Here is a 22,096-nt window from a genome sequence, read left to right as displayed (position 1 = left end):
GGAAAGGGCGACGTGACCGATTCCGCTGCCGTGCCCGGGTTCCGGCCCACCCATGTCGTCCCCGGCGACGGGCTCCTCACCTGGGAGGCGCCCGACATCAGCCGCCCCAGCACGCCGCTCGACCCCTTCCTGCCGGTGGAACTCGTGGACCGGATGGGCGAATGGGGGCGCGTCCTGTGCGCCAACGGCTGGTCGGCCTGGGTCGACGGCCGCCTTCTCGTCGCCGTACCGCAGTCCCCGCAGATCACCGGACAGCCGCCCGCCCGCACGGCGGATCCCCGGCCGCTGCTCGCCCGCGCGGAGGAGGCGCTGGCCGAGTACCGGCGTGCGGCGGAGTCCCTGGCCTCGGGACATTCGGACGGCGAGACCTTCCGCCGGCTCACCCACGGGATGCGGGTGGGGATGGTCGTGGACGGCGAGGCCCTCTGGCTGTACGACGCCGAGCACGAGCGCTGGCTGTACTGCGACGGCACCCGGCTGGCCACCTTCGCGACCGGGTCACCCCCGCACAGCGCTCCCGCCGACGGCTCGGCCGCCGTCGGCGCGGCAGGCAGGACCGAGGCCGGGGCGGCCGGGGCGTCCCACGCGCCGCCGGGCGGGCCCCCCACGGCGGCGGGGCATCCGTCCACCCGCATCGTCACTCCACCCAAGTCCGCCCCGGGCGGGAGCGGTGGTGGGACAGGCGGGCGGTGAAGGACGGGGTCGCCGGGCGGTCGGGACGCCTCTTCGCGGACTGCTCGACCCTATCCGGGGGGACCTCCGGAAGCGCCGCCGCTGCCGTCGTCCCGCCGAACCCGGCGGGTGCTCCCGGGGCCGTCCGGCGGAGCGGCCGGCGTTGTCCCGGGGCCGTCCGGCGGGGCGGCGGCCGGCACCTCGCCCCTTCGCCGCACCGGAGCGGCGAGCAGCGACCCGACCAGTCCGGCCACCAGTCCCCAGGCCAGCCCGAGACCGATCGCCCCCCACAGCCGCGGCTCCAGCGACACCTCACCGCCGAGGCCCTCGACGTCGCCGATCCCGATGAGCGACAGCCCGTAGCGGGCGGTGACCCGTACGAGGAGACAGACGACCAGCATGGTCAGGGCCAGAGCGACGCCCATGTGCAGGGCGTGCCGCCACGGCCGGATCCGCGCCGGTGACCGTACGGCCATCAGGAACGCCGCAGCGACCAGCAGCACGGCGGCGATCACCAGCAGCCACCACGCCCGGCCGTCGCGCTCGGAGAGCGTGGAGAGGTTGAGCGTCGTACCGCCCGGGGTACGCAGCACCTCGTCCAGCAGCCGGGGAACGGGCAGTCCGAACAGCCCCTCCACCTTGCCGTCCCACGACGCGCCGAGGCCCAGAGTGAGCGACAGCCAGACCAGATTGGGCAGCCCGAGCAGGATCACGGCGAACGTCCGGTCGGCGTGGCCACGCGTCGCGGCGACGACCAGCCCGACGCACAGCCCGACGACGACGTACGCGAGCAGCAGCGCCACCATCGCGAACGCGGCCGGGCGTACCGACTCCTGGAAGCGCACCAGCCGCGCGGGCAGCGGGGCCCGCCGTGACACCAGCAGCGCCAGGGCGATCACACCGATCAGCCAGAGCAGGCCGAAGAACAGCGTGGACCCCACGTCCGCCGCGAAGCCGACTTTCGGCGTGGCGTCGAGGAGGTCGCCGACGTCGCCGAGCAAGGAGTCCTCACCGAGCGAGATCTCGAAGGTGTGGCGGGCCGCTCCGGCCAGTCCGGCGAGCGCCAGGAGCCACAGCAGCGCCAGCCGGACGAACCGGCCGAGCAACTCGCCGGTCCCCGCGACGGCACGGTGCCGCAGGGGGCGCAGGAACAGTTCCGCCGTCACCAGCGCACCCACCAGGCTCACGGACAGCGGCAGCACGGTGAGCTCCGCCTGCGATTCGGCAATGACTCCGGCGTCGCCTGCGAGGTTCACGGTGCCCCCCGCCGCCATGACCACGACGGCGGCGACGACGTGCGGGAACGCGTTGTCAGGGAGACCGGTCCCGCCTGCCGCCCACAGACCCAGAGCGGCCACGACGATCATGGCGGCGAAGCCCCCCACGACCGCCACCAGGGCGTCGACCCAGTCGCGGACGTCCGGCGCGGCGCCGCCCCGGGCGTTCGATCCCCGCTGGTTCACGCTGCCGAGGTGCTGGCTCACGCTGCCACGGTATGCAGCAGTGGCGGCCCCCGCGCGCCGGGAGGGCCGACCGTAGACGGCCGGGGCCGGTCCCGGCCCGCAGGCGGGTGCGGCCTCCTCACCCGACCCCACACACGAGCCGCTCGGCCCCGGCGGACGACCGCGCCCGTCCGCCGGGCCCTGCGGACGTCGGCTTGCGGGCCTTGCCGAGCCGGAGCACACAATTGTGGGCAAGAGGCATATAGGTGAGGAATGAGCTCCCCCGTCCGGAGGAAGAGCCCGTGAGCGACCAGCCGCCGCCTGGCCGGCCCGAGGGACCTCCCTCCGGCCCGCTCTGGGGCAGGGAACCGCCGCCGCCGCCGCAGCCGGCCGGGCCGCCCAGTGGTCCGCCGACCGGAGGCGGCTCCGGCCGTACGGGCGGGGGAGCGGGAGGCCATCAGGGATCCGGTGGCGCCGAAGGGGGCGGCGGACCGTGGTACCGGTCCGTGCCCAAGATCGCCGCGATCACCGCGCTGACCGTCGTCGTGATCGCTCTCGCGGTCGTCCTCACCCGCCCCGGCGGCGGCCCGGCCGGAGCCGAGGTCTTTCTTCAGGCCGCCGACACGACCGGCCCCGACCCCTTCACCGAGTCCTCGGCCACCGGCACCGCCGACGCACCGCCCGCCGCCCTGCCGACGTCGGCCGCGACCCCGGCGCCGACGGGGAATGCCGTGCGCGGCGTGGACGGTGCGACCCCCGGCCTCTACGGCGGTACGCAGAAGTCCGCCAGTTGCGACATCGAGAAACAGATCGGGTTCCTCACCTCCGCGCCCGAGAAGAACCGTGCCTTCGCCTCGGTCCTCGGCATCGAGCCGTCCGCCGTCCCCGGCCATCTCCGGTCGCTGACCGCCCTGCGGCTACGGCTGGACACCCGTGTGACCAACCACGGCTTCAAGGACGGCGCCGCGACGTCGTACCAGGCGATCCTGCAGGCCGGGACGGCCGTCCTCGTCGACGACCGCGGAGTCCCGCGGGTGCGGTGCGCCTGCGGCAATCCGCTGACGCCCCCCGTCCGGGTCCAGCGCGCCGTCGAGCGCAAGGGCGAGCCCTGGGCCGGTTTCGAACAGTCCCGCGTCGTGGTCGTCGTGCCCGCGCCCCGGCCGGTGGACGTCTTCGTGGTGTACGACCCCGGGAACGACGAGTACTTCGCCCGCGACCGCGGTGACACGGGCGTGCACGACAAACCCGTTCCGCCGCCCCGGGATCCCTTGACCCCGACCCAGGTCCCGGCGGAGCCGACGACCGACAAGCCCGCCGGCCTTGAGGAGTCGCAGCGGACGGAGACCTGCGCATCCGGCGACGCAGCCGCCACCTGCCCGCCGTCGTCTCCCTCGTCCGGAGGAACCTCTCCCGGCGAGCAGTCCCCCGAGAGCCCGGCGACACCACCGGCGCCGTCGCACACACCGCCGGAAGGGTCGACCACCGCCGGGACCACGGTCGAGCCGCCGCCCGACGGTTCGGTGTCCCCGGACGGGACCCCACCGCAGGAACAGCAGCCACCGCCGCAGTCGCCGGCACCGGAGTCCCGGTCCCTGCCCGGGACCGCCGCCGCCTCCCGTACGCAGTCGCTCGAATCGCCCCCGGCCACCCGGGAAATGCCTCCCGTGGCGGCTTGGAGGCCGCGCGAACAGGAGTGATGAGGAGCTTCGGTTGCGGGACAGAACACAGGGCGAGCGATCACGGGGCTCACACGAAGCGCAGCAGTTGCAGCAGCTTGTCGAAGACGATCCGGTCGCTGATGCCGACGGTGACGGCCAAGCGGACGACCCGGGTGATACTCCGGCCGTGGCGCTCCAGAACACCGATCTGCGCGACCTCAGAGGCCCTAACTGGGCAGGCCCTGCACCTGCTGTTCCTCCCCGCCCTGGGCAGCGCGGCGGGGGCGGATGCGCGCCGCCAGAAGTGCCACGTCGTCCTCGGCGTCGTCCGCGCCCAGTTCCCTGACCACCGCGTCGACCATTTCGTCCACCGGCGTGCCGGGCGCCAGCCGCACCCGGGTGAGCCGTGCCAGCGACTCGTCGATGTCCTCGCGGCGCCGCTCGACCAGACCGTCCGTGTACAGCAGGAGGGTGTCGTCCGGTGTGAGCTCGCGGGTGATGAGTTCGTACCCCCCGAGGCCGGTGCCGAGCGGCGGCCCCGCCGGTACGTCGATCAGCTCCGCCGTCCAGTCACTGGTGAACACGACGGGCGGCAGATGCCCGGCGCTGGCGAACGAACCGAGGCCCCGCGCCGGGTCCACCCGGACCAGCAGACACGTCGCCGGACGGGCACTGGTGTCGGAGATGGCGATGTCGAGCTGCCGCAGCACCCGGTGCGGCGGCAGATCCGCCGCGGCGACGTCGCGCAGCATCGAGCGGTACATGTTCATGTCGACGGCCGCCTCGACGCCATGGCCCATCACATCCCCCATGACCAGCAGAGTCCGCCCGTAGTGCAGGCGGACGGTCTCGAACCAGTCCCCCCCGACCAGATTGCCGCTGCCGACCGGAAGATAGCGGGTCGCGATCTCGAGATTGGGATGCGGCTTGCCGGGATCGGTCAGCAGCGCGCGCTGCAGTTCGGCCGTGGTCCGCTGCTCCGCGGCGAACTCCCGGGCGTGCGTGATCGCGACCGAGGCGCGGCGGGCGGCGTGCCGGGCGATGAGGATGTCGTTCCCGCCGAACCCGGAGTTACGGGCCAGCAGGACGACTCCCATGACCTTGCCCGAAGTCTCCGTGAGCGGCACCGCCAGCACCTCTGTGCCCGTGACTGCGTGCCCGGTGGCGGGCAGACCGGACGCGACGGCCCGCGCGGCGGCCGACTCGCCGGCGTGGCCGCCCCGGCCCTCCCGTTCCGTCGCGCCGAACAGCTCCGTCGCCCCGGCCGAGGCGGCCCTCCGCATCCTGGCCGGACCCGGGCTCCTCCTCAGCGTGCCCTTCGGTGGCGGAGCGGGGAACAGGTCGACCGCCACGGTGTCCGCGAGCCAGGACCCCAGGAAATCCGTCAGCTCCCTGCACGTGGTGTCCTCGTCGAGGGTCGTCCCGATCCGCTCGGCGGCGTCGTCGCCCGCGGCGAGGCGCACCTGGACCGGCTCCAGCCCTTCGTACGGTTCGGCGACGGGGTTCTCGACCACGACGCACAGGACGCCGGTCACCGCTCCGTGTTGCTCCAGCCGCACGCAGGTCGTGTGGAAGCGGGCGCCGGGGCCGGTGACCCGGGTCCGGGCGACGCCGTCGTCCCGCACCCCGGCCAGCACGTCCGCGGGACCGAGGTACTGCTCCGCGAGCACGCCGGGGTGCCGGCCGACGAGATTTTCCGGCGACTCCCCGGCCATACGGCAGTAGGCGGCGTTGGCGAAGAGGTAGCGGAGGTCCGTGCCCAGAACCGCGAAGCCGGCCGTCGTGCCCCGCAGCACCTCGTCCAGGGCCCAGGTGCCGAGACCGTCGGCCTCGGACGTGCGGAGCCCGTGGCGGCTCTGGAGCCACTCCGGACGATCGGCTGCCACACGATCACCTCCTCCCCTCCCGGGGCGGTGACCCCAGCTTGCTCCACAGCCCCACCGCTCGCATCACCTGAAGATAACTCCCGTGCTCATTCGGGCAGCGTCCGGCTCCGAGGGGACGGGCCGAGGCGAGACTCCAGTGTCAGCGCGAGAACCGCCTGGTCGTCCTTGTCGTTGTCCGACGAACCGGCCGACCAGCGCTCCGTGTCGGACCGCAGGAACTCCACGACCGCCTCCGGGTCCGGCGTGCGTGCCCCGTCGAAGCGGTCCGCAAGCCTTTCCAGGACCGGGTAGAAGGTGCCGTTCGCGTCACGCGCCTCGCTCACCCCGTCCGTGTGCACCACGATCACCTCGCCGGGCCCCAGCGAGTGCACGGTGGTCTCCACCTCCCCGCCGGGCAGCATGGCGCCCAGCCCGAGCGGCAGCGCGGGAGCGGTCACCAGGCGTCGAGCGCCGTGCGGGCCGACGACAATGGGAGGGGGATGGCCGCGGTCGACGACACGCACCTCGCCGTCCGACGGCGGGAACTCCAGCAACAGCGCCGTCACGAACAGCTCGGGGTCGCCCTCGTCGCCCGCCGGGCCGTTGCGGGCGATGCTGAGCTCGAGGCGCTCCGCGAGACTGCCGAGGCTCGGCCACTCGTGGGCGGAGACCCGGAAGCTGCCGAGCACGGCGGCGACGGTCTGGACCGCGTCCAGTCCCTTCCCTCGGACATCGCCGATGAGAGCCCGCACGCCGTACGGAGTCACGCACACCTCGTACAGATCGCCGCCGACGAGCGTGCCGCCCTCACCGGCCGAGTAGAACCCGGCGGCCGTCACCCGACCGAGCCGTTGCGGCACCGGGCGCAGCAGGGTCCGCTGCATCGCCTCGGCCACCGAGTTCACCTGGATCAGATGCCGCATCGTGCGCTCGCGCTGCCAGGCGAGGGCGGTGCTGGCGGCCCCGATCAACAGGGTGGCGGCGTACACGGCCACGTGGTGCTCCTCCCCGAAGTGCCCGGGGCGGAGGGCCGCCATCAGCATCTGCAGCCCGAGGCAGACGAAGGTCGACAGAAGGGTGCCCCGCGGGCCTCGTGTCGCCGCGGCCAGCGCGGGCACACCGATGAGCAGGAAGCTCACGGGTTCCTGGCCGCGAACGGCTGCCTCAGCGGCCAGATCGAGCAGTACCGCGATGAACGGCAGCCACCACACCCATCCCCGGCGCGGGAACAGGCGCCCCTCGGGTGGCGTACTCCTGTGGGGCATGGACGCACCTCTCAGGAACCGTGGCCGTCCGGACCGGGCACGGGGCGGGCGATCTCGCGGACGGAGGCCTCGATGTGGGCGAACTGGCGGTCGAGGCCGCGCAGCCACACCTCGAGGTCGATCAGTACGGGCAGGGGCGGGGCATCCGCCGGTACCGGGGGAGGCGGGTCCGGGGCGCGCGGCTGCCGTGAGTCCTCGGTGGCCAGGGCCGCGATCCGGTCGGCGGTCGCGGCGAGGCCGGCGGCGGTGGTCCGGGCCCAGTCGGCGGCCCCGGCAGGGACGGTGGCCACGGGCAGGTCGATGCGGGGGAGCCACAGGGCGCCGAGGAGGATCTGGTTCGTGGCGATGAGCAGGGCGTGCCAGTCGACGAGTCCGCGGGACCCGATACCGGTCGGCTCGCTCCGGTACTGCGCGTACGCGGACTCCGCGAGCTGCAGCCGGCTCAGCGTCGGCAGCGTGGACGGCGGAGGTCTGGCGCCGGGCGGGGTGGCCAGCAGCGTGGCGACGGTCCCCGTGATCAGCGGGCCGCAGGAGCGGATCAGGCCGGCCATGGTTCTTCGCACCTCGTGCCGGGCGCCCGCGGGCCATGCGAGCAGCCCGCACAGCAGGCCCACGGCGCTGCCCGTCACGACATCGACGAGGCGTTGCTCGGCCAGGTGCCAGGACGCGGGGGCTATCTGGGCGAACGCGGTGGCCACGACGAGCGTGAACAGCGCCTGGGCCCAGGCGATCCCGAGCAACGGCCCCAGGGCGAACGCGGCCAGCATGCCGGGTACGAGGACCGCCGCGTACGCGTCGGTGTGCTCTCCGAAGGCGACGAGCAGTGCGCCGGCCGCCACCGCCCCGACGAGGTTCCCGGCGAGTGCCTGGCGGACCGCGGCCCAGGTCTCCCCGGCCGTGGTCCGGCCCAGCGTCAGCACGACGAGCAGTACCCAGAATCCGTGGGCCAGATCGAGGGAGCCCGCCACCAGTCGTGCGGCGCCCAGGCCCAGCGCGGTGCGTACGGCGTTCTGGAACTGCACCGAGTGCAGCGTCATGTTCCCGGTGAGGCGTTTCAGCCACAGCCGCGGGGTGCTCGTCTCCGCGTACCAGAACAGTTCCCGTGGCGGGATCGGGGCCGTCCTGATTCCGTCCGAGGCCACCCGCAGGGCGGTCTCCACGATCCGGGCGGACTCCGCGACAGCCACCACCGCGGCCTGGCGCCGCAGCACCGGCACGGGCGGTACGGCATCCGGCGGTCCCTTGGCCTGTCCGATCCGCAGCTGCTGGAAGTCATGGATCGCCTCCTGCAGCTCACCGGGCCGCGGGGGCGGCCGGTCGTCGCGCAGCGCGACTGCGGTCGCGCGGCACAGGACGGCGACGCGACGCAGGAGCGCATCGCAGGCCGAGAACGCGAGCTCTGCGCCGCCCTCGCCGGTGCCACTCTCGCCGGTGCCACTCTCGCCGGGGACGGCGACCGGCTCCGGGTGCGCGGCCGAGGTGGTGGCGGGATTCCCGGTCGAAGTGGCGGACGTGGCCGATGTTGCTGGTGCGGCGGTACCGGGCCGGCCGGTGGGAGTGGCGGCGGACGCGGTGCCCGGCTGCCCGGTGCGACCGGCCGACGTGGCGGTGCCCGGCCGCGGAGCCAGGGCGCTCGTTTCTTCGAGATGGGCCAGCTGGTCGAGGAGGCGGCGGGTCGCGGAGCCCGCCTGGGCCAGCGCACGGTCCCGTCGGCCGGGACCGGCGGGCCGCTCCGCCGGGGGGAGCCTGGAGAAGCGCAGCCCGTCGCCGGTGGCACGCAGTTGATCCGGGGAGGCGCCGGCCGGACGGTCGGCGGCGCCGGCGGCGAGAACGAGAGCCTCTGCCAGACGGATCCGGTAGGAGACGGGGGCGGGTGCGGGGAGGAGGAACACTTCGCATGCCGCGAGCAGCAGGACGCCGACGGTGAGTCCCGTCAGCCGCATGCCCAGTGTGTCCGGGGCGTACGGAGGGAAGCAGGCCAGGATGTAGAAGAGCTGCAGTCCAGGGGCCGCGCCGGCCGGGCGGGGGCCCGCGACGGCGGCGAAGACGAGAAGGAAGGCGACGACGAGCATCCCGAGCACCGCGGCCCAGGTGCTTATCGCCAGCGCCGTCCCCAGGGTGACCAGCAGCAGAGCGACCGGGAGCGCCTTGAGCATCACCACGGCCCGCTGCCTGCCGGATCCGGGGATCGACGACAGGACCCCCATGGCGACGGGCGCGAAGAGGGCGTACAGCGCCAGCGTGGGTTCATGGAACCCGTACAGAAAGATGTAGAAGCCCGTGCTCGTGGCGACGGTCACGCGCACAGCCCGGCGCAGGATCGCCGTCCGCTCCGGCCCGGTCTTCACGATCGGGCCTCCCCGGCCGCAGCGCCACCGTCCGCCGCGTGCACGGACGGTGGCGGGAGTCCGGTTGCCCGCCGCCGGACGGTCGGGGCCGTGACACCGGACCGGTGCGGGTGGCCGGGGTCGCCGGGGACGACGCGAAGGACCGGGGTGGTGGCGGGGACGGCGGGATCGAGGGCGAAGAAGCCGGCCCGGATACGGAAAGGCGCGACCGTGACCGCGATGAGGGCCCCCGTTCGCGCGGCCGACGACGACTCAGCGCGCATGGGCACGTTCCTCTCAGACGGCGCCGTCTCGGCGTCGTGAGTGGGTCGGGCGTGCGACCTGTTCCCATTGTGGGGCGACGCCGTTCGGTCCGCAGCCCGGCCGTCCCGGATCGCGGGGGAGGGCGGGCCGGGGCCACCATGGCAGGAAGCGCGAGGCAGAGGCGGGAGGTCGTACGGTGCACATGCTCCTGCCCGTCCTCTTCGCACTCGCCGCGGCGCTCAGCAACGCCGTCGCCACCGTGCTGCAACGCCAGGCGGCCCTGAGCGTGCCGAGCTCCGCCGGCTTCCGCGCGGGCCTGATGCTGGATCTGCTGCGCCGCCCCGTGTGGCTCGCGGGGATCCTCGCCGTGATCGCCGCGGGACTGTGCCAGGCCCTGGCCCTGAACTCCGGGCCGCTGACGATCGTTCAGCCGCTCTTCGTCCTCGAGCTGCCGCTCACGCTCATCGTCGCCTCGGTCCTGATGCGCCGGCACCTCGCGCGTGCCGGCTGGGTGGCCGTGGCCTGTGTGGTGGTGGGGCTCGGCGTCGCCCTCGCGGCCCTGGCCCCCACGGGCAATCGCACGCATGTGTCCATGGATCGCTGGCTGCCGGTACTCGCCGTCTGCGTGGGGGCGGTCGTCGTACTGGCCGCCGTGGCCCTGCGAAGACCCCAGGGCCGGGCCCGGGCGGCCTGTCTGGGCACGGCCACCGCCATCTGCTTCGCGCTCACCGCGGCCCTGATGAAGGAGGCGACCCACATCCTGGACGACTACGGGGCCGAGGCGTTCTTCACCGCGTGGCAGACCTACGCGTTCGCCGCCGCAGGCGCCGGTGCGCTCTTCCTGCTGCAGAACGCGATGCAGGCGGGCCCTCTGGTCGCCTCCCAGCCCGCGATCACCCTGGGCGACGCGATGGTGAGCCTTGCGCTGGGCGTGGCCGTGTACGAGGAGCATGTCCGTGCCGGTTGGTGGGTCCTGCCGCAACTGCTCGGCTTCACCCTGATCGCGGCGGGTGCCGTGGCCCTCTCCCGTATCCCGCTCACCCAGTCCCTGGTCGCGCCCGACGCGACGGCCGACGCACCTCCTGCGGCCACGCAGCCACCGTGATCGGCATGCCGAACGCCCTCCGCCCCGCGCGGGCGTGACTCCCGACGTCCCGGGGCACGTCGGCGTGAGCCCGGGGCCGTACCCTCGGCCACGTGTCGCCAGGGGCGGCTCGGGCGACCGTGACCCGTACGCGGGCGACGGAGGCCATCGCGCAGACGCGTGCTCACCTACGTACGCCGGGGGTGAGCAGGTCCACCGAGAACTGAGGCAGGCGGCCCACCCCGCACCGATGCCGTCGGTACCGGCTGGGACACTCCCACCATGGACACCACACCCGAGCAAATAGGCTCACGGGCAGCGGCCGGATGGACCGTCGCGCTCGCGGGCCTCGGAGCAGTCACCGGCTTCGTCTGGGACGGGCCGTTCCTCGCCGTCACCTGCGCCCTCTCCCTGGGAGGCGGCGCCGCCCTGGGCACGGTCCTGTCCCGCCGTCGAATGATCGAAACCATTCGGGAAGGCCAGGGGAAGGCCGCCGCGCTCGGGTACGCCGACGGAATCGGGGACATGGTGGTGCTGGGGATATCCGCGTACGGAGCCTCCGTCTTTCCGTTGTCAGGCCCCGACGCGGTGGACCCGGCCGAGCGCAAGGCGCGCCGTAGGGCCGCCTACCACCTCACGGCCGCCGACGGGCTCCCCCACCACATTCGTGAGGCCGCGGCCGCCGCTCTCGAAGCGATCGATGACGCGCGTGACGACGACACCCGGTCCGCCATCGCGGACCTCATGAAGGCCGTCCACGAGCAGCGCCGCCGCACGTGACCACAACAGGCCCGGGACGGTAGCCCCCTGCGCCTTCCACGTTCCCGTCCTCCCTCCTGCCGCTCCCCGGCGGCCGAGCGTGCGAGAGCAGGACGGAGTCCCGCCGGCCTGTCGCGGCGAGCAGCTGGACGACGCGCCGCCACTCCGCGAGCTCCACTGCACCGCGGCCGGCGTCGTCGGCCGCCTCTTCCTGCCGGGGGTTGAGGTGGCAGGCGAGCAGCCCGCTGAGCACCGCGGTCGGCCCGGCCTCCGGCGCGGCACTCGGCGGGAGGTACGGCACCGGGCCGCACCGAACTCGGCGGGAGACCGGTCCCCCCTTTCGAACCGCGACTGCGCGCTCAGCTGACGGCAGCGCCGAACCACTTGGGCAGCTGGCTGAGCAGATCCTGCTGGTCTTCACCGACCCACGCCACATGGCCGTCCGGCCGCAGCAGCGCCGCGGGCGCGTCCAGTTCCTCGCTGACGTCGACGACGTGGTCGACCCGATCTGCCCAACCTGCCACCGTAAGCCGCCCGGTCTGGTCGAGCAGCAGCCCGCGGCCGCCGTGCATCAGCTCGTAGAGGCGCCCCTGCTTCAGCTTCACGTCCCGCAGCCGCCGGCCGAGCAGTTCGTGGCCTTCGCCGAAGTCGTAGCGGACCCCGACCGCGGTGATGATCCCGGTCACGTACCGGTTCACCTCCTCGAAGTCCATCAGCTTCGAGAACAGTTCCCGCAGCGCGGTCGCACCCGGATCGGTCCCCAGCAGCGTGATCTGCGCGCGGGTGTTGTCCAGCACGCGGGCGCCCACCGGGTGCCGTTCGGCGTGGTAGCTGTCCAACAGCCGCTCCGGTGCCCAGCCGTTGACCGCGGCGGCCAGCTTCCAGCCGAGGTTGAACGCGTCCTGCACGCCGAGGTTGAGGCCCTGCCCGCCGGTCGGCGGGTGGATGTGCGCCGCGTCGCCGGCCAGCAGCACCCGGCCGACCCGGTAGCGCTCGGCCTGCCGGGTGGCGTCGCCGAACCGGGACAGCCAGCGGGGCGAGTGCACACCGAAGTCGGTGCCGGCAACCGCCCGCAGCTGTTGCTTGAACTCCTCGAGGGTCGGCGCGGTCGTGCGGTCCTCGGCCACGCCGTCGGCGGGCACGACGACGCGGTGCGTCCCGTCCCCGTTGGGGATGGTGCCGAACCGCAGTTGGGTCTTGCGGACTTCCTCGACGACGGCGGCGACCGTCGCCGGATCCTCGGTCATCTCCATATCGCCCAGCAGCGTCTCGACCTTGGCGGGCTCGCCGGGGAAACCGACGCCGATCCCCTTGCGCACCGTACTGCGGCCGCCGTCGCACCCGACGAGGTAGCGCGAGCGCAGGTGCGTGCCGTCCGTCAGCTCGACGGTCACCCCGTCCTCGTCCTGACTCAGCCCGACCACTTCGCAGCCGCGCCGGATCTCGGCACCGAGTTCGAGGGCACGCTCGTTGAGCAGTCGCTCGGTGACCGGCTGCAGAGTGGAGAGACCGTACGGATGCGCCGTGTCCAACCGGTCAGGCCACGGCTTGTGGATGCCGCCGAACAAACCGCCGACCTGGAACTTCTCACTGACCGCGAGGAACCGGTCCAGCAGGCCGCGCTGGTCCATCAGCTCGACGCTGCGCGCGTGCAGGCCCCGCCCGCGGGACTCCCCGGTCGGCTCGGTCAGCTTCTCCAGCACGACCACCTGCACGTCGTGCAGCCGCAACTCGCCGGCCAGCATCAAGCCGGTCGGTCCGCCGCCGACCACGATCACGTCAATCATGAAAACCCCCCATTTCAACAACGTTGCATTCGGCCAGCTGCTCCGCGCAGTCCGGCAGCGCGTACACCCGCACCTTCGTGCCGAGTTCCCGCAACCGCACCGCGAGTCCCACCGGAGGTTCGACGCCCGCGAGACCCACACGTCAACAAAAGAGCACGTACTTCGCGAATCCCTGATTTCCACAGGTTCTGGCTTCAGCCGGAGATTCTGCAGGACGACCCGGGCCTTGCCGCAAGCCCCCCGGTGCGCTATACCTTGAGAGTGGCAAGGAGTGGGTAACCTCCTTGCCTTCGCCTTTTGTCGTCCGCTGCGGACGGACAAACTCCTCCCGAAGCGGTGGAGGGTCCGGTACCGGAACCATCGACGGTGCCGCGGCGGCGCAGCCCTCTCAACGTGAGATCTGGCGCGGTGTGTGCCTCCGATCAGGGGCGGCGGTCCGCAAGGACGCAGAACTCGTTCCCTTCCGGGTCGGCAAGTACGACCCAGCTCTCACCGCCTTGGCCGACGTCGGCGTGTCGAGCACCTAGGTCGAGCAGGCGACGGACCTCTTCGTCCTGCTCCCTGTCGGTTGGGCTGACGTCGAGGTGGAGCCTGTTCTTGACGGTCTTGCCCTCGGGCACGTGCGCGAATGTCAACGTCGGTGGCACCGGGCCGAGGTGCTTCTTGTCTTCAGGCGCCATTGGGGGGCCAATGGTGACAATTCCGTCGTCTTCGTCTTGCACGTCGTAGTCAAGGACCGAGCACCAGAACCGGGCGAGACCGTTGGGATCGGCACAGTCGATCGCAAGCTCGGTGAACTTACTGGCCATGTCAGGACCTCCCAGTCAAGTAGCGGTCCGCCAAAGGCCACACGTCAGTCGCAGTGCTCGACGGCGAGGACACCCAATTTCGCCACCCGGCCCGTCATCGTCAAGGCCCCCAGCCTGGGGCCACATCGTGCTGCCGGTCGTCCTGATCGGCGTCGGCCTGCTCATCCTTATCGAGGGTGGCGCCTGACGAGTTCCCCCGCGATTGAGACGGGGGTGAAGCGGGCGATGGTGTGGTGCGGGCCCGCGCCCGATCGCCGTCCTGGCAAGATGGCGGCATGGAACGTGTGCTTGGAATCGGTGGGTACTTCATGCGGGCCGCCGACCCGTCGGCGCTGAGTGCGTGGTATCGCGATTGCCTGGGCCTGGACGCCGATGAGCACGGCCTGTGGCGCCAGGGAGCCGGGCTGACGGTGTTCGCGACGTTCGAGTCCGAGACCGACTACTTCGGGTCCCGCGCCCAGCAAACCATGCTCAACTTCCGCGTCCGCGACCTGGATGCGATGCTCGCGCAACTGCGCGCCAAGGGAGCGGACGTGGCCGAAGAAACGCAGGACATGGAGGGTGTCGGTCGATTCGGCTGGGCCACCGATCCTGAGGGCAATCGGGTCGAGCTGTGGCAGCCCGCCTGACCGCGTCGTCACGCAGGCGGTGACGTGCGGGTGGCCCACCAGGTTGTCGAGGGGTGAACCTTGGTCAGGCCCGCGCGGCCATGTCCCACTGCGCCGGTTGCGGGCACCCGTTCATACAGACGTGGTCGACTCACGAGTCCGGTCTCGTCCGCGGTCTGCTGTGCAACCTGTGCACCAACGTTGAGGGGACTGCGCCGCCGCGCCATCTTCGGGGGTTCCCCGTACGGGTCCCTCCCGTCTGCGGTGATCCGCGGCTTGCGCCTTCAGTACGGGAAACCGGTGACTCAGGCGCGGAGAGCGGCGTCGAGATCGCGAATGAACTCTCCCACGCGCCCGCCACCGGGAGGTGCGGCGGGCAGACGGCCGAGCACCGCGGTGAGCGCTGTCGGTGCGTGATGACGCGCCCATTCAAGAGTCCCCGCAGTGACACGCTGGTCTTCTCCGGATGCCAACTCTTCTGCTCGTGCCGCATGCGCTGCCGCACCGAGAATGTGTTTCACCTGATGAGCGCTTGCCTTGGGATGAAGGTACGCAGCGGCGGCCGCATGGCTCGCCGCTCGTGCCGCGTCGACCGCAGCGGGTGAAGCGGCTTCTTGTGCCGCTCTGTACGCCGCCCACGCGCTCTGCCGCAGAGCGCCCGTGCGCCGGCCGCCCCCAGCGAAAGCGTGTGCTGCATCGATGGCGTCGCGAGGGCGCGTGTCAGCAGGAAGGTTCTGTTCGAAGATGGACAGCGTCCTGCGCGCACAATCAGCCGCGTAGCCCGCGATCTCGCGAAGTTCGTGTTCGCTCAGCTCGATCTTGTCCGACTCAGTAGGCACGGCTCAATCTTGCCGCAGGTCGCCGATCGGGACCCGCCGATCCGGTCGGACGACTGCTGTTCAACATGCTCGGCACCGTGGCCGAGTTCGAAGCCGACCTCATCCGGATGCGCACCCGCGAAGGCATGGCCGTCGCCCGGCCGAGGGCCGACTCCGCGGCAAGCACCCCCAAGCGCCGACGTTCCGACAGGACTCCGGGCTGTACTGGTCTTTGAACGGCGTCATCGACCTCGGAAGTACCCCTGTGCACTCAACAGCATGTCAGATTCTGGGAGTTCACCGGCTCGGGAGCGCCGTGGCCACAGAACGCCAGTCGTCGATGGCGTCGACGGGCACACTTTTATGAGACCGCGGCACAGGTACGGCAGAAGGACCTGGAGGAACACCGGCTCCGTCTGATCCAGCACCCGCCGGCCGCCCACCCGCTTCCGGCCCGGCATGGGCGCGGGCAAGAGCGACCGGACGAACTCCAACTCGGCATCCGACAACAGACACCTGGCGGCCCGGCAGGTCCGGCGGTGCCGAGTGCCGGGCGGTGCGGGGTGTCTCACACGACGCAGAACTCATTGCCCTCGGGGTCCTGGAGCACCACCGCGTAGTACTCCATGGCCGGCTCGTCCATGATCCGCAGCACGGTGGCGCCGGCCTTCGTCAGCCGCTCCACCGTGCTCGTGACCCGCTGCGTGCGGATCGCGACCGGTACGTCCCGGCCGCCGCCGACCTTGAGATCCAGATGCACCCGGTTCTTGGCCGTCTTCGGCTCGGGGACCTGCTGGAACCACAACCGTGGTCCCCGGCCTTCCGGATCGACGACGGACTCCGGTGTCTCACCCGCGCCGTCGGTCAGCTCCTCCTCGGGCACACCCATGTCCGCCCAGTAGTCCCGCCAGCTGGCATGCCCGCCCGGCGGCGGCTCCGGCACATAGCCGAGGGCCTCGCACCAGAAAGCCACGAGCCTTTGCGGGTCGGCACAATCGATGGTCACCTGCAGCGTCATCTCCATGCCGGGAGCATCCCAGACGGGTCCGACAGTCCCCGCGAATCCGTTGACCAAAACGGCACAAAAAGCGTTTCATTGCAGGTGACGGGCCAATGCAGGCTCCCGGAGGAGGCGGCCCCCATGACCACACATCCCAGCATCGAGCAGCACCCCGACCTGGCCGAGATGCGCGCCCGCTTCGAACGGGCCACGACCACGCCCCGTGCCCAGGCGATAGAGACACTGGCCCTGCTCACGGGCCTCTATCTGGCGGCCTCGCCGTGGATAACCGGGTTCAACGGCCTCACCACGCTGGCCGTGTGCAACCTCATCACCGGTGTCGCCTACGTCCTGTGCATGAGCGGGCTCGGCTCGGCGTACGAGCGGACCCACGCCATGGCCTGGTGCGCCATCGTCATCGGTGCATGGACGGTCATCAGCCCGTTCGTCGTCGCCGGTGATGTGACCACGACGCGGACCGTCGTCAACAACGTCATCGTCGGCCTCCTCGCTCTCTGCCTCGGCCTGGCCATGGCCGCGATGACCGGAGGACGCCCGGCCGCACGTCCTCGTGCCTTCCGGGCGGCCGCACGCGGCGGCCGGTCGAACATCGACCCCATGCGCTGACGCGCGCCCCGCTCCACTGGGCCCCGGCCCGGGAAGGGCCGGGGCCCTTCCCGTCACCGAGCCGTGTTCAGTCGCGTACGCGGGCGATCAGCAGCGCCACATCGTCCTGGCCGGTCCCTCGGCGCAGGGAGTCGAGGAGTCGGTCACAGGTCTCCTCCAGACCTGGCTGCGGGTCGTCGAGCAGCCTCAGCAGCACCTCCAGGCGGACATCGATGTCCTGGTCGCGCGTTTCCACCAGCCCGTCCGTGTAGAGCACGAGCCGGTCGCCCGGTTCGAGGTCGACGGTGACGGCCCGGAACGGGACGCCGCCGACGCCGAGCGGGGCGCCGGTGGGCAGTTCGAGCAGACGCGGCGGGCTGCCGGGCCGCACCAGCACCGGGGGCAGATGGCCGGCGGTGGCGATGGTGCACTGCCCCCGGTGGGGGTCGTAGAGGGCGTAGAGACAAGTGGCGATGTACGACTCGAGACCGATGGTGATCGCATCGAGGTGGCGGAGCACCTGCGCGGGATCGAGGTCGAGCACGGAAAGGGTCCTGGTGGCCGTGCGCAGCTGGCCCATGGCCGTGGCGGCGTTGATGCCGCTGCCCATGACGTCGCCCACCACCAGCGCGGTCCGGTCCCCACTGAGCGGCAGGATGTCGAACCAGTCACCGCCGACCTCGCCGGCGGCACCGGCCGGCTGGTAGCGGGAGGCGACGTCCAGGCCGACCACGGGCGGCGGCTGCTGGGGCAGCAGGCTGCGCTGAAGCGTCAGCGCGGTGTTGCGCTGCTGCTGGTACCAGCGGGCGTTGTCGATGCACACAGCTGCCCGGGCGGCCAGTTCAGAGGCCAGGAGCACATCGTCGGAGTCGAACGGCAGCGGATTGCGGAAGCGCTTCAGGTCCAGCGCGCCGAGCACCTCGCCCCGGGCGATGAGCGGCACGGCGAGATACGAATGGACGCCTGCCTGCGCCAGCAGTTCGGCGGACTCGTCGTCGCGCGCGATGCTCCGCAGGTCATCCTCGCCCACATGCGTGACCACGACCGGTTGCCCGGTCTGGACACACTTGGTGACCAGGCGGTCGGAGTCGTACCGGGCGAGCTCGCCCGGAGGATCGGCCGCCCGGACCGCCGGGGTGGGGTCGACCGCGGAGACGGCGAGAGCCCGGATGAGAGCCTGTCCGCCCGCGGGGATCTCTTCGCGACGGCCCTGGACGGCGGAGTCCAGGACGTCCACGGCGGCTATGTCGGCGAGCTCGGGCACGGCGACGTCGGCAAGCTCCCGGGCGGTCTCCCGCAGATCCAGGGTGGTGCCGATGCGCACCGACGCATCGGCGACCAGGGAGAGCCGGTGCCGGGCCCTTTCCGCCGTCCGGGCCGCCTGGTGGCGGTCCGTGACGTCCACGACCGACGCCGCCACCCCCAGAATCCGCCCGCCGGGGTCCTCGAGCCGGTACAGCGACACCGACCACGCCTGCTCGGTGCCAGGGTCGGAGGGGATACGTCCGACCACCTGCCGGTCCAGCAGCGGTGTCCCCGTCTCCAGGACCTTGCGCATCGCCGCCTCGATGGTGCCGTCGTCGCGGAACGGCAGGGTCCCGCCCGCGGGCCGGCCGATCTGCTCCGCCGCCGGGATGCCGTTGATCCGTTCCAGTGCCGCGTTCACCGCCACGTAGCGCAGATCGCCGTCCACGACGGCGAGTCCGATGGGGGACTGGTCCACCAGGCGTACGGACAGGGCCAGGTCCCGCTCCACGCGGCGCAGTGTCGCCTGTTCCGCGGCCAGGCCGAGCGCGTAGTAGCTGCCGTGCTCGTCCTGCAGCCGCATGTTGCGCATCTCGAGCAGGCGGGTGCCGCCGTCCTTGTGTTTGACGGGGAAGACTCCGGCCCAGCTCTCGCCGCTGCTCATGACCTGCGCGAACAGCTGCAGTACGAGATCGAGGTGCTCGTCCGCGATCAGCAGCTGGGCGGCGAACTCGCCCAGCGCCTCCTGGGACGTGTAGCCCAGCAGTTGCTCCGCCTGCGGGCTCCACAGGGCGATCCGGCCTTCGGAGTCCAGCACGATCGCGGCCATGCGCAGGACGTCCAGCAGCCCACCCGGCGGGGCAGGCCCGAACTCCACCTGACCGGCCGGGGCCGGACCGGCGGAGAACGCGTCCGTGCCACTCATTCGCAAGCAGCTCCTCCCGCCGCCGTCACGGCGTACTCATGCCGGCGGTGCCCACCCCACCGGACCGCGCGCGTTCCATACTCCCTCCGCGACCATGGACACGCACCCCCCGCGTGCGGCTTTATCCGCCGGGGACGACCGATGAACTCCTCGGAGCGGCGTGGTCTGTACCGGCATGGGAGACCTTGTCATCACCGAGAACACCACGCTCGACGGCGTCATCGACGCTCGCGAGTCGTGCTGCTCCGCCACCCGGACGGTGCAGATGCGTCGCGTTCCGTGCCGGTGGGGCCGGCCCGGTGCACGACGGCCACGGCGGCGAGGCCGAGGGCGAGGCCGATGGCGGTTCGGACGCCGAAGGGCTCGTCGAGCATGAGGGCTCCCCAGAGGGCCGTGACCGGCGCCATGAGGAACATGAGTGTGTTGACCCTGGTCACGCCCGAGCGGCGCAGGATGAACCAGTACAGGCCGTATCCGCCGAAGGTGGCGAGGACCACGAGCCAGCCGACCGCTGCCCAGAAGGCGGCTTCGGCGGGTGGCGTCACGGCGCCGGTTGCGGTGGCGATGACGGTGAAGATGACGGCGCTGGTGGCGCAGTGGACGGTCAGGGCGACCTGAGGCGCGATATGGCTGCTCGTCGTAGGGCCGGCACGCCGTGTGCGGGTGTCCAGGAAGGTCGCCGCGACCAGGGAGAGCATGCCGAGGAACGGTACGGCGTACGCCCATGGAGGTACCCCCGTGGCCGCGCCGGCGTCGGCGTCGGCGAGCGTGACGACGGCGACGCCCGCGACGCCGAGCAGCAGCCCGGTCCACTGTCGGCGGTTGACGGGCTGACCCAGCAGGGGGCCGGCGAGGGCACCCGCGACGAGGGGCTGGGTGCCGTCGACGAGGGCGGTGGTGCCGCTGGACACGCCCAGCTGGATCGCGGCGTACACGGTGAGCAGATAGCCGCTCTGCGACAGGGCACCGATCACGGCCTGGCGCAGCACGTCCCGCGCGGTCAGTCCGCCCCATGCTGCCCGGCTGACTGTGGCGGCGACGGCGACGAGTACGACGGCCAGTGGCAGGAAGCGCCACATCAGGACCGTGACCGCGTCGGCGCTGCCGGCGCCGAGTGCGGCTCCGATGAAACCGGAGCTCCAGCAGATGACGAAGGCGGCTGAGAAAAGCACGTTCATGGCGGTCACCACGCGCGGGGCGAGGGATCGGGGACGGAAACGGGGCAGGACTTCAGGTATACAGATCGGTCTACCCCGCCCACTATACAGATCGGTATACTTCTCGTCATGGACAGTCCGGCACAGACCCCCGCTCCTGTGCGCCGCGTCGCCATCACCCCCGGCGCGCGCCGCGTTCTGGACGCCGCCGCGCGGCTCTTCTACGAACGCGGGATCCATGCCGTCGGCGTCGATCTGATCGCCGCGGAGGCCGGGGTGACGAAGAAGACCCTCTACGACCGGTTCGGTTCCAAGGAGCAGCTGGTCGTGGAATACCTCGCCGCGCGCGACGAGCACTGGCGGGAGTTCCTCGACGAGCGCCTCGGGGCGGCGGGAAAGTCGGCAGAGGACCGTGTCCTCGCCGTCTTCGAAGCCTCCCGCGCGTGGTCGGAGCGGTTCAGCACCCGGGGATGCAGCATGGTCAACGCCCATGCGGAGATCGATGACCCGCGGCATCCCGCCCATGCGGTCATCACCGGCCAGAAGGCGTGGATGCTCGCCCTCTTCACCTCCCTGGTCGGTGACCTCGCCCCGGACAGGGCCCGGGCGCTGGCCCGGACGCTCATGCTGCTGCACGAGGGGGCGCTGGTCGCGTACGGCCTGGACGTCTTCCCGGACCCGCTCGGCGCCGCACGGGAGCAGGCCCGTGCGCTGCTCGAAGCGGGCTGACGACGTGCCAGGTTTCCGTCCCCGCGCCATCGCCTGCGCCGGTGGCCGGTCGTGACGGTGCAGCTCGCGCTATGTTGAGCACGAAGCGGGACAAGAAGGAGGCACACGGTGCCATCAGGGCAGCAGGCGCGCGCGCAGGCGTCTGCGATCACGCCGGGACGGCAGTCCCCGGACGCGGAACCGTCCCCCGCGGACAAGGTCCGCGCTCTGTTCGGCGGCCACCGGCTGTCTCCCGGGCAGCGGCGTATCGCGCAGTACATCACCGACAACCTCACCGAGGCCGCTTTCCTGTCGATCACGGATCTCGCGGACCGCGTCGGCGTCAGCCAGCCCTCCGTGACGCGGTTCGCGTCGTCCCTGGGCTTCAGCGGTTACCCCGCGCTCAGGGAGGCCCTCCAGCCGATCGCGCTGAGCGCGGTCGCGGGCGCCCCGGACACGGGGGAGGAGCGCCGCAACGAACTGCAGGCGGCCGTCGACGCCGAGATCGCCAACCTGGAGAGCCTGCGGAGGGTGCTCGCCGACACCGACCAGGTGCTCGACATCGGCCGCGAGCTGGCCAGGTCGGTCCCCCTGACGGTGCTGGGGCTGCGGATCTCCGCGTCGCTCGCGGAGTACTTCGCCTACGCGGCGCGGCGGATCCACCCGGACGTACGTCTGGTGTCCCGCGGCGGCAGTGTGGCGTACGACGCCCTGCTCCAGTCCCGGGAGGCGGGCGGGACATGGGTGCTGGCCTTCGCGATGCCGCGGCACGCCAAGGAGACCTTGTCGGCGGTGCGGGCCGCGCGCCGAACGGGCCTGCGTATCGCGCTGATCACCGATCCGACGCTCGGCACCCTCGTGGAGGAGGCCGATGTGGTCCTGAGCGCGGGAACCGGGTCCCGCCTGGTGTTCGACTCCTACGCGGCCCCGGGTGTGCTGTCCGCGGCCATCCTTCAAGCCATGGCCGATGCCGACCCCGAGCGGACGCAGATGCGGCTGGAGCAGTACGAGCAGGCCGCCGAGCAGCACGACTTCTTCCTCGAGTACTGACTCGCAGGCGCTGTGCATGCGATGACTTTCAGCCCCGGCGGGAATGA

General features: G+C 72.0%; 20 protein-coding genes. 9 read left to right on the top strand and 11 right to left on the bottom strand.

All coding sequences use genetic code 11. The features are described from left to right. Positions 1-12: 12 nt before the first annotated feature. On the top strand, positions 13-693 hold the full coding sequence (locus ACFU5O_RS31805; protein WP_384245703.1) for a hypothetical protein: 681 nt from the start codon (positions 13-15) through the stop codon (positions 691-693). Between the two features lie 50 nt (positions 694-743). On the opposite strand, the gene ACFU5O_RS31800 is transcribed toward ACFU5O_RS31805, so the two are convergent. Continuing rightward, positions 744-2,135 carry a streptophobe family protein gene (locus tag ACFU5O_RS31800; protein WP_384245734.1) on the bottom strand — a complete coding sequence of 464 codons (1,392 nt, stop codon included), beginning with the start codon at positions 2,133-2,135 and terminating at the stop codon, positions 744-746. 485 nt (positions 2,136-2,620) lie between these two features. Between ACFU5O_RS31800 and ACFU5O_RS31795 the strand changes: the two genes are divergently transcribed. After that, the gene (locus ACFU5O_RS31795) at positions 2,621-3,811 is read left to right on the top strand and encodes a DUF6777 domain-containing protein (protein ID WP_384245702.1); all 1,191 of its coding nucleotides are present in this window, start codon (positions 2,621-2,623) and stop codon (positions 3,809-3,811) included. Positions 3,812-3,999: 188 nt separating this feature from the next. On the opposite strand, the gene ACFU5O_RS31790 is transcribed toward ACFU5O_RS31795, so the two are convergent. From ACFU5O_RS31790 to ACFU5O_RS31775, 4 genes are all read right to left on the bottom strand, one after another. Beyond that, a complete protein-coding gene (locus tag ACFU5O_RS31790; RefSeq protein ID WP_384245701.1) occupies positions 4,000-5,658 on the bottom strand; it encodes a SpoIIE family protein phosphatase in 1,659 nt (552 codons plus the stop codon). Positions 5,659-5,744: 86 nt separating this feature from the next. After that, positions 5,745-6,902: a PP2C family protein-serine/threonine phosphatase gene (locus ACFU5O_RS31785; protein ID WP_384245700.1), complete on the bottom strand. Its 1,158-nt coding sequence runs from the start codon at positions 6,900-6,902 to the stop codon at positions 5,745-5,747. 11 nt (positions 6,903-6,913) lie between these two features. Next, positions 6,914-9,250, bottom strand: coding sequence for an FUSC family protein (locus ACFU5O_RS31780; protein WP_384245699.1), 2,337 nt, complete (start codon positions 9,248-9,250; stop codon positions 6,914-6,916). Then, entirely contained in the window at positions 9,247-9,513 is a 267-nt protein-coding gene (locus ACFU5O_RS31775; protein ID WP_384245697.1) for a hypothetical protein, read from the bottom strand. The genes ACFU5O_RS31780 and ACFU5O_RS31775 overlap by 4 nt, the downstream gene beginning before the upstream one ends. 182 nt (positions 9,514-9,695) lie before the next feature. Between ACFU5O_RS31775 and ACFU5O_RS31770 the strand changes: the two genes are divergently transcribed. After that, positions 9,696-10,598, top strand: a complete 903-nt coding sequence (locus ACFU5O_RS31770) for a DMT family transporter (protein WP_384245696.1) — start codon at positions 9,696-9,698, stop codon at positions 10,596-10,598. Between the two features lie 261 nt (positions 10,599-10,859). Continuing rightward, the gene (locus ACFU5O_RS31765) at positions 10,860-11,357 is read left to right on the top strand and encodes a hypothetical protein (RefSeq protein WP_384245695.1); all 498 of its coding nucleotides are present in this window, start codon (positions 10,860-10,862) and stop codon (positions 11,355-11,357) included. A gap of 338 nt (positions 11,358-11,695) precedes the next feature. Here ACFU5O_RS31765 and rox read toward each other — a convergent pair whose 3' ends face one another. Together rox and ACFU5O_RS31755 are read right to left on the bottom strand one after the other, a co-directional pair. Further along, a complete protein-coding gene (gene rox / locus ACFU5O_RS31760) occupies positions 11,696-13,123 on the bottom strand; it encodes a rifampin monooxygenase (protein WP_384245693.1) in 1,428 nt (475 codons plus the stop codon). A 422-nt stretch (positions 13,124-13,545) separates the two neighbouring features. Next, positions 13,546-13,932: a VOC family protein gene (locus ACFU5O_RS31755; protein ID WP_384245691.1), complete on the bottom strand. Its 387-nt coding sequence runs from the start codon at positions 13,930-13,932 to the stop codon at positions 13,546-13,548. Between the two features lie 275 nt (positions 13,933-14,207). Between ACFU5O_RS31755 and ACFU5O_RS31750 the strand changes: the two genes are divergently transcribed. Continuing rightward, complete coding sequence (locus tag ACFU5O_RS31750; protein ID WP_384245689.1) at positions 14,208-14,561, top strand: VOC family protein; 354 nt, start codon at positions 14,208-14,210, stop codon at positions 14,559-14,561. Between the two features lie 284 nt (positions 14,562-14,845). On the opposite strand, the gene ACFU5O_RS31745 is transcribed toward ACFU5O_RS31750, so the two are convergent. Beyond that, positions 14,846-15,379 (bottom strand): putative immunity protein, encoded by a 534-nt coding sequence (locus ACFU5O_RS31745; protein WP_384245687.1) that lies wholly within the window; start codon positions 15,377-15,379, stop codon positions 14,846-14,848. Between the two features lie 65 nt (positions 15,380-15,444). Here ACFU5O_RS31745 and ACFU5O_RS31740 point away from each other — a divergent pair, with 65 nt between their 5' ends. Then, complete coding sequence (locus ACFU5O_RS31740; RefSeq protein WP_384245685.1) at positions 15,445-15,594, top strand: hypothetical protein; 150 nt, start codon at positions 15,445-15,447, stop codon at positions 15,592-15,594. Between the two features lie 332 nt (positions 15,595-15,926). On the opposite strand, the gene ACFU5O_RS31735 is transcribed toward ACFU5O_RS31740, so the two are convergent. After that, entirely contained in the window at positions 15,927-16,382 is a 456-nt protein-coding gene (locus ACFU5O_RS31735; RefSeq protein ID WP_384245683.1) for a VOC family protein, read from the bottom strand. 117 nt (positions 16,383-16,499) lie between these two features. On the opposite strand from ACFU5O_RS31735, the gene ACFU5O_RS31730 reads away from it, so the two are divergent. After that, positions 16,500-16,985, top strand: coding sequence for an SPW repeat protein (locus ACFU5O_RS31730; RefSeq protein ID WP_384245681.1), 486 nt, complete (start codon positions 16,500-16,502; stop codon positions 16,983-16,985). Between the two features lie 67 nt (positions 16,986-17,052). On the opposite strand, the gene ACFU5O_RS31725 is transcribed toward ACFU5O_RS31730, so the two are convergent. Further along, positions 17,053-19,134, bottom strand: coding sequence for a SpoIIE family protein phosphatase (locus ACFU5O_RS31725; protein WP_384245680.1), 2,082 nt, complete (start codon positions 19,132-19,134; stop codon positions 17,053-17,055). 218 nt (positions 19,135-19,352) lie between these two features. After that, positions 19,353-20,312 carry a DMT family transporter gene (locus tag ACFU5O_RS31720; RefSeq protein WP_384245678.1) on the bottom strand — a complete coding sequence of 320 codons (960 nt, stop codon included), beginning with the start codon at positions 20,310-20,312 and terminating at the stop codon, positions 19,353-19,355. A 108-nt stretch (positions 20,313-20,420) separates the two neighbouring features. Here ACFU5O_RS31720 and ACFU5O_RS31715 point away from each other — a divergent pair, with 108 nt between their 5' ends. Beyond that, a complete protein-coding gene (locus tag ACFU5O_RS31715) occupies positions 20,421-21,020 on the top strand; it encodes a TetR/AcrR family transcriptional regulator (RefSeq protein WP_384245676.1) in 600 nt (199 codons plus the stop codon). Between the two features lie 108 nt (positions 21,021-21,128). Then, entirely contained in the window at positions 21,129-22,049 is a 921-nt protein-coding gene (locus ACFU5O_RS31710; protein ID WP_384245674.1) for a MurR/RpiR family transcriptional regulator, read from the top strand. Positions 22,050-22,096 lie beyond the last annotated feature (47 nt).

Source organism: Streptomyces sp. NPDC057445 (assembly GCF_042802855.1).
In the GTDB taxonomy this organism is placed as follows: Bacteria; Actinomycetota; Actinomycetes; order Streptomycetales; family Streptomycetaceae; genus Streptomyces.
This window is presented reverse-complemented; position numbering and strand designations above follow the sequence as displayed.